At 62.6% G+C, this 7,623-nt stretch carries 9 protein-coding genes; all 9 read left to right on the forward strand.

Annotated elements, in window-relative coordinates:
- A partial coding sequence (locus tag ACXJ7R_RS19540; RefSeq protein WP_457153282.1) for a cbb3-type cytochrome c oxidase subunit I occupies nt 1-571 on the forward strand: 571 nt, incomplete at its 5' end.
- A 12-nt stretch (nt 572-583) separates the two neighbouring features.
- A complete protein-coding gene (ccoO, locus tag ACXJ7R_RS19545; RefSeq protein ID WP_095080473.1) occupies nt 584-1,315 on the forward strand; it encodes a cytochrome-c oxidase, cbb3-type subunit II in 732 nt (243 codons plus the stop codon).
- A gap of 12 nt (nt 1,316-1,327) precedes the next feature.
- Entirely contained in the window at nt 1,328-1,477 is a 150-nt protein-coding gene (locus ACXJ7R_RS19550; RefSeq protein ID WP_023759205.1) for a CcoQ/FixQ family Cbb3-type cytochrome c oxidase assembly chaperone, read from the forward strand.
- Between the two features lie 2 nt (nt 1,478-1,479).
- A complete protein-coding gene (gene ccoP / locus ACXJ7R_RS19555) occupies nt 1,480-2,343 on the forward strand; it encodes a cytochrome-c oxidase, cbb3-type subunit III (protein ID WP_457153283.1) in 864 nt (287 codons plus the stop codon).
- A gap of 186 nt (nt 2,344-2,529) precedes the next feature.
- Nucleotides 2,530-4,089: a cytochrome c oxidase accessory protein CcoG gene (ccoG, locus tag ACXJ7R_RS19560; protein WP_457153284.1), complete on the forward strand. Its 1,560-nt coding sequence runs from the start codon at nt 2,530-2,532 to the stop codon at nt 4,087-4,089.
- A complete protein-coding gene (locus ACXJ7R_RS19565) occupies nt 4,086-4,583 on the forward strand; it encodes a FixH family protein (protein ID WP_457153285.1) in 498 nt (165 codons plus the stop codon). The genes ccoG and ACXJ7R_RS19565 overlap by 4 nt, the downstream gene beginning before the upstream one ends.
- Complete coding sequence (locus ACXJ7R_RS19570) at nt 4,580-6,868, forward strand: cation-translocating P-type ATPase (RefSeq protein WP_457153286.1); 2,289 nt, start codon at nt 4,580-4,582, stop codon at nt 6,866-6,868. The genes ACXJ7R_RS19565 and ACXJ7R_RS19570 overlap by 4 nt, the downstream gene beginning before the upstream one ends.
- Nucleotides 6,865-7,017, forward strand: a complete 153-nt coding sequence (gene ccoS / locus ACXJ7R_RS19575) for a cbb3-type cytochrome oxidase assembly protein CcoS (RefSeq protein WP_457153287.1) — start codon at nt 6,865-6,867, stop codon at nt 7,015-7,017. The genes ACXJ7R_RS19570 and ccoS overlap by 4 nt, the downstream gene beginning before the upstream one ends.
- A gap of 88 nt (nt 7,018-7,105) precedes the next feature.
- Nucleotides 7,106-7,623 (forward strand): CBS domain-containing protein (locus ACXJ7R_RS19580; RefSeq protein ID WP_457153288.1); only part of this gene is annotated, 518 nt, incomplete at its 3' end.

Consider the following 7,623-nt stretch of genomic DNA (forward strand, 5'->3'; position numbering starts at 1 on the left):
GATGACGCTGTCGGGCGCCTGGGACAAGCTCCGTACCGATCCGATCATCCGCATGATGGTGATGGCCATAGCCTTCTACGGCATGTCGACCTTCGAGGGGCCGATGATGTCGATCAAGACGGTCAACTCGCTGTCGCACTATACCGACTGGACCATCGGCCACGTCCATTCCGGTGCGCTCGGCTGGGTCGGCATGATCTCGTTCGGCGCGATCTACTACATGGTGCCGAAGCTCTGGAACCGTGAACGCCTCTACTCGCTGCGGCTGGTCACCTGGCATTTTTGGCTGGCGACGCTCGGCATCGTCGTCTACGCGGCGGTGATGTGGGTGTCCGGCATCATGCAGGGCCTGATGTGGCGCGAATACGACGAGCAGGGCTTCCTGGTCTACTCCTTCGCCGAAACCGTCGCCGCCATGCACCCCTATTATGTCATGCGCGCCATCGGCGGGGCCATGTACCTCTCCGGTGCCCTGATCATGGCCTGGAACATCACCATGACCATCCTCGGATACCAGCGCGCTGAAGAGCCGATGCCGGGCTCCGCACCCTCCCTGCAGCCTGCCGAATAAGGAAGCCAGAGAATGAGCCTGATGGACAGACACGCACTCATCGAGAAGAACGCCACGCTTCTTCTCGTTGGCTCCCTTCTTGTGGTGACCGTAGGCGGCATCGTCGAGATCGCGCCGCTCTTCTATCTCGACAACACGATCGAGAAGGTCGAGGGCATGCGGCCCTACTCGCCGCTCGAACTTGCGGGACGCAACATCTATGTGCGCGAGGGCTGCTACCTCTGCCATAGCCAGATGATCAGGCCTTTCCGTGACGAGGTCGAGCGCTACGGCCACTACAGCCTGGCGGCAGAGTCGATGTACGATCATCCTTTCCAATGGGGATCGAAGCGCACCGGACCGGATCTCGCCCGGGTTGGCGACCGTTACTCGAATTTATGGCACGTCGAGCACCTTGCCGATCCACGTTCGGTCGTCCCGGAATCGATCATGCCGAGCTACGCGTTCCTCAAAGACGCGCCGATCGACGTGAAGGACTTCTCAACGCATCTGGTCGCCAACAGGCGGGTCGGCGTCCCCTACAGCGATGACATGATCGCCCACGCCAATGCCGATCTGATGGCGCAGGCCGATCCCAACGCCGACACATCCGGCCTCGAAGCCCGCTACCCCAAAGCCAAGATCGGCGACTTCGACGGCAACCCGCAACAGGTGACCGAAATGGATGCCCTCGTTGCCTATCTGCAGATGCTCGGCACGCTGGTCGATTTCAAGAACTACGACGAAGCCGCCGGCTACCGCTGAGGAGTCTTATCCATGGATTACAATTTGATGCGAGAGTTTGCCGACAGCTGGGGTCTGGTCGCCATGGCGCTGTTCTTTGTCGGCGCAATCGCCTTCGCGCTGCGCCCCGGCAGCCGCAAGCTGGCCGACGAAGCCGCCCGGATTCCCCTTGAGGACGAGTGATCATGAGCGACGAGCACATCGACGAAATCTCTGGCGTCTCGACCACCGGCCACGAATGGGATGGCATCCGGGAGCTGAACAACCCGCTTCCGCGCTGGTGGGTCGTCACGTTTTACGTCACCATCGTCTGGGCGATCGGCTACACCATCGCCTATCCGGCATGGCCTCTGCTGCACTCGGCAACCAAGGGCGTCCTTGGCTATTCCAGCCGCAACGAGGTCAAGAACGAACTGACCGCTGCTGAAGCCGCCAAGGGCAAGTATGTTGCGGCGGTCGAGTCCAAGAGCGTTTCTGAGATTGCCGCGGACGACACCTTGCGCGAGTTCGCGGTCGCTGCCGGTGGCGCCGCATTCAAGGTCAATTGCGTGCAATGCCATGGCTCCGGCGCCCAGGGCTCCAGGGGCTTTCCCAATCTCAACGACGACGATTGGCTCTGGGGCGGCAAGGCCGAACAGATCCAGCAGACGATCACGCACGGCATCCGCTTCGCGTCCGATCCGGATACGCGCCTGTCGGAAATGCCTGCCTTTGGCGACATCATAACCGCTGACCAGATCGCTCAGGTGAGCGCCTACGTGGCCAGCCTTTCCGGCAAGGTCCAGGACGCAAGCCTGGTCRCGCCTGGCGCCAAGGTCTTTGCCGAGAATTGCGTGTCCTGTCACGGCGACAACGCAAAAGGCAACAAGGAACTCGGGGCTCCAGATCTGACCGACGCGATATGGCTCTATGGCTCCGGCGAAACAGCCATCGCCGCTCAGGTTCGCGCGCCGAGGCAGGGGGTAATGCCAGCCTGGGGCGCACGCCTGGGCGAAACCAAGGTCAAGGAACTGGCGGTCTACGTTCATTCGCTTGGCGGCGGAGAATAGGAAGCGGGGGCCTATTCTCATCCCTTCACCGCCCGAGCGACGAGGCCCGGCGTGTCCGGGCCTCGGTTTGTTTCGGCAACCCGGTTTGACTTGCATCAACGCGCGTGGCGCTGCCCTGCGGCAAGACTTCCCTACGCTGGCGGCCCAGGCATGGGCAGATTGCCGCCCGCGCGAGTGGAGGTGCATGTGCTGGACAATACGCAGGTAGAACGGCTCGAAGCCGAGGCGGTCAACTCCGCCAAAGTGCGCCAGCCGATGTATGCCGCGCGCAAGAAGATCTTCCCCAAGCGAGCCTCGGGCAGCTTTCGCCAGTTCAAATGGCTGGTGATGGCGATCACGCTCGGCATCTACTATTTGACCCCGTGGTTACGATGGGATCGTGGTCCGTTTGCTCCGGACCAGGCCGTGCTGCTCGATCTCGCCAACCGCCGCTTCTACTTCTTCTTCATCGAGATCTGGCCGCAGGAATTCTACTATGTGGCCGGCCTGCTGGTCATGGCCGGCGTCGGTCTTTTCCTGGTCACATCCACGGTTGGCCGTGCCTGGTGCGGATATACATGCCCGCAGACCGTATGGGTCGATCTGTTTCTGGTCGTCGAGCGGGCCATCGAGGGCGACCGCAACGCGCGCATGAAGCTCGATGCCGGGCCGTGGACCGCCCGCAAACTCGTGCTGCGGGTATCGAAGCACGCCATCTGGCTGGTCATCGGTGCGGCGACCGGCGGCGCCTGGATCTTCTATTTCGCCGATGCGCCGACGCTGGTCGGCGAGCTCTTCACCGGCACTGCGGCACCCGTCGCCTACATCACCGTCGCCGTGCTGACGGCGACGACCTATACGTTCGGCGGGCTGATGCGCGAGCAGGTCTGCACCTATATGTGCCCATGGCCGCGCATCCAGGCAGCCATGCTGGACGAAAGTTCGCTCACCGTCACCTACAATGACTGGCGCGGCGAACCGCGGTCGCGCCACGCCAAGAAGGTGCAAGCAGCAGGGCAGCCCGTTGGCGACTGCGTCGACTGCAATGCGTGTGTCGCGGTCTGCCCAATGGGGATCGACATTCGCGACGGCCAGCAGCTCGAATGCATCACCTGCGCGCTTTGCATCGACGCCTGCGACGGCGTCATGGACAAGCTTGGCAAGGAGCACGGGCTGATCTCTTACGCAACGCTCTCCGACTACAACGCCAATATGATGCTGGCGACCGCGGGCGGCTCCGGTTCAGTCAATCCGTCGCTGGTCAGGACCGCTGATGGCCTGTTCTCCGACAAGGTGGCCCATTTCCATATTCGCAAGATCTTTCGCCCACGCACGTATGTCTACATGGGCTTGTGGTCGCTGATCGGCCTGGGCCTGCTCTATTCGCTGCTGACGCGCGACAGGCTCGAAGTCAACGTGCTGCATGACCGCAATCCGCAATTCGTCACGCTGTCCGACGGTTCGATCCGCAACGGCTACACGGTCAAGCTGCTCAACATGATCCCCGAGCCACGGACGGTCGTCGTCACCATGCAAGGCTTGCCAGGGGCTGAAATGAGCGTGGTCGGGTACGACATCCCGGCAGGCCGTTCCTTCGCCATTCCGGTCGAGCCCGACCGCCTGAAGATGCTGAAGGTCTTCGTGCGCCAGCCGGTCGATCAGATCCGCGGCATAGCGCAGACCTTCAAGTTCCGTGTCGAGGACAAGGCGAGTTTCGAGGCGGACGAATACACCGCCACTTTCAACGCGCCGGAGACCGCCAGATGAGCGCGAATACGCAGAAATCCCGCGAATTCACCGGCAGGCACATGTTGGCCATCATCCTTGCCTTTTTCGGGGTGGTGATCGCGGTCAATCTGACCATGGCGACGCTCGCCAACACGAGCTGGACGGGCCTTGTCGTCGAAAACACCTATGTGGCGAGCCAGCAATTCAACAAGCAGGCCGAGGAGGGTCGCGCGCAGGCAGCGCTCGGCTGGACCGGCAAGCTGACCATCGCATGGGGCGAAGTTCGCTACGGGCTCACCGATTCCGCCGGCAAGCCTGTTCCCTTGCATGGCGTCAAGGTGCTGTTTCGCCATCCCGCCTACGAGAAGGAGGACAAGGCCGTCACGCTCGCGCTCGCCTCCGGCCAGGAGTTTGCCGCGCAGCACATGCCGAAGGACGGCGTCTGGATCGTCGAGATCGACGCCGATGCCGGTCTGGCGAAACCCTATCGCGACGTCCGCAGGATCATGATTTCCCATGGAGCGCTGCAATGAGCTGTTGTGCGCCGGGCGCTGAAATGGCGTTGGATGTCTCGAGCACCACATCGGTCCTACCATCTAGCGAGGAGATCCGGCTGGCGAGCCGATCGCTTGGCGATGACCTTCGCCAGACCGATCTTTCCGTGCCGACGGTTCATTGCGCGGCCTGCATCCAGACGATCGAGACGGCATTGGGAAAACTCGAGCGCGTCGAGGGCGCTCGTGTCAACCTGTCGACGAAACGGGTCTCGGTCCGGTGGCGTGGGGACGAGGTTCCACCGTTCGTCGCCGCGATTTGGCGGCTCGGCTACCAGGCGCATCTCTTCGCTCCCGAGGCCGACGCGAAGGACGGGACGCTTTCGGAGTTGATCCGCGCGGTCGCGGTTGCCGGGTTCGCGGCGGGCAACATCATGCTGCTTTCGGTCTCTGTTTGGTCAGGTGCTGAAGGTGCAACCCGCGACCTGTTCCACTGGGTCTCGGCGCTTATCGCCATCCCTGCCCTCGCCTTCGCCGGCGGCATCTTCTTCCGCTCGGCCTGGAATGCGTTGCGCCACGGCCGCATGAACATGGACGTGCCCATCGCGGTCGGGGTGTCGCTCGCCTACGCCATGAGCCTCTATGAGACGATCAACCATGGCGATCACGCCTATTTCGATGCGTCGGTGTCGCTGCTGTTCTTCCTGTTGATCGGCCGTACGCTGGATCATGTCATGCGGGAACGTGCCCGGACCGCCGTGAAAAGCCTGTCGCAGCTGGCGGCGCGTGGCGCCATGGTCCTGCGCAGCGATGGCGCACGCGATTACCTGCCGGTTGGCGAGATCGAACCAGGCATGTTGCTGCTGATCGCAGCAGGCGAAAGGATACCCGTCGACGGCAAGATCGTTCAGGGGGCGTCGGATCTCGACTGCTCGTTGGTTTCCGGCGAGAGCACGCCGAAAACCGTGGCGTCGGGGGAACGGGTTCAGGCCGGTACCCTCAATCTCACCGGCTCGCTGACGATCGAGGCGACAGCCGCCGCGAAGGATTCGTTCCTGGCGGAAATGGTTCGGCTGATGGAGGCCGCCGAGGGCGGCCGGGCGCATTATCGCCGGATCGCCGATCGCGTTTCGGCGCTCTATGCCCCTGTGGTTCACCTGACCGCCTTCGTGACGTTCCTTGGCTGGATGGCGGCAACCGGCGACTGGCATAGGGCGATCACCATCGCCATTGCTGTTCTCATTATCACCTGCCCGTGCGCGCTCGGCCTCGCCGTGCCGATCGTTCAGGTGGTCGCCGCGCGGCGCCTGTTCGAGAACGGCATCATGGTCAAGGACGGTTCGGCCATGGAGCGCCTGGCGACGATCGATACAGCGGTGTTCGACAAGACCGGGACACTCACGCTTGGACAGCCCCGGCTCGTCAATGCATCGTCGATCGACCCGGCCATGCTGGCAATCGCAGCCGACATGGCCGCGCATTCGCGTCATCCGTTTTCGAAGGCCATCGCCGGATTTGCCTCTCCTGGCAGGCAACAAAAATTCGATGCCGTCACCGAGCATCCCGGGTTTGGGATCGAAGCTGCCGACTCCGGAGCTATCTGGCGGCTGGGCCGACGCGGATGGGCCGGATGGAAGGCCCGGACCGGCGGCGAAGGCAAGCATGGCTATGGCGGAACGGTCCTGACGAAAGACGGCATCATCGTCGCCACCTTCGATTTCGAGGATGCGCTGCGTGCCGACGCCAGGGCGGCAGTCGAGCGATTGAACGATGTCGGGATGTCGGTGCAAATGCTGTCTGGCGATACCGCAGGGGCCTGCGCCGAAGTCTCGAAAATTCTGGGTGTCGGCGACTTCGTTGCGTGCCTGCTGCCGTCCGGCAAGGTCGAATGCATCGAGACCCTGGCGAAAGACGGACACAAAGTCCTGATGGTTGGCGACGGCCTCAACGACACGCCTGCGCTGAGCGCGGCGCATGTCTCGATCGCACCGGCGACCGCAGCCGACATTGGCCGCAACGCGGCGGACTTCGTATTCCTGCGCGAAAGCCTTCTGGCCGTGCCTCTCGCACTGAACATCTCGCGGAAAGCCGGGCGGCTGATACGCCAGAACATCGCGATCGCGATCGTCTACAATGCCGTCGCCGTGCCGATCGCAATCCTGGGACAGGTCACGCCATTGATTGCGGCGATCGCCATGTCCGCCTCCTCGCTGCTGGTTATTGGAAACGCGCTACGGCTGCAGGGCTTTGGGCCGCACACTCCAGCAAAAAGCACCGCGGCCGACAGGCGCGCCGGCTTTGGTGCACTGGCACGATCCTCATGACGACGCTCGTCTACCTCATACCTGTGGCGCTGTTCCTCGGCGCGCTCGGGCTGGCCGGCTTCCTGTGGGCCTTGAGGAGCGGTCAATACGAGGACCTCGACGGGGCGGCGGAACGGATACTCATCGACAGGGACGACAAGTCAAATTGACGTCCGTCGACGCCGGAGATGACGCAGATCAAGGCATGCCTCACACAAGGCCCCGATAATGATCCGATAGATGTTGGAGGAGGCAGACATGCAAGCCGCAGCCATAATGACCGCTCCGGTCATCGGAATAGAACCAACAGCATCGATCTCCGATGCGGCAGGGTTGATGCTCTCCAAGAAGTTCAGTGGCCTTCCCGTCATTCGCAGCGATGGCACGCTGGTGGGCATTGTCAGCGAGGGCGATTTCCTCCGCCGGGGAGAACTGGGCACCAACCGCAAACGCTCACGCTGGCTGGAGTTTCTTGTGAGCCCCGGAAGAGCCGCTGACGAATATGTTCAAGCCAACGGACGCCGTATCGAGGAGGTGATGACGACGGATGTCGTAACGGCATCGCCGGGCGTATCGCTGCCCGAGATCGTCGAGCTCATGACGTGCCATCGCGTGAAACGCATTCCGGTTGTCGACGACGGGAAAGTCGTTGGCATCATCACCCGTTCCGACATCCTGCGTGCGCTGCTCACCGTCCTGTCGGCCCCTTCGGCAGCCAGGGACGACGAACGGATCCACCAGGACATCATCGCCGAGCTTGCGAGGCAGAAATGGGC

This window comes from Mesorhizobium sp. P5_C1, assembly GCF_054049815.1.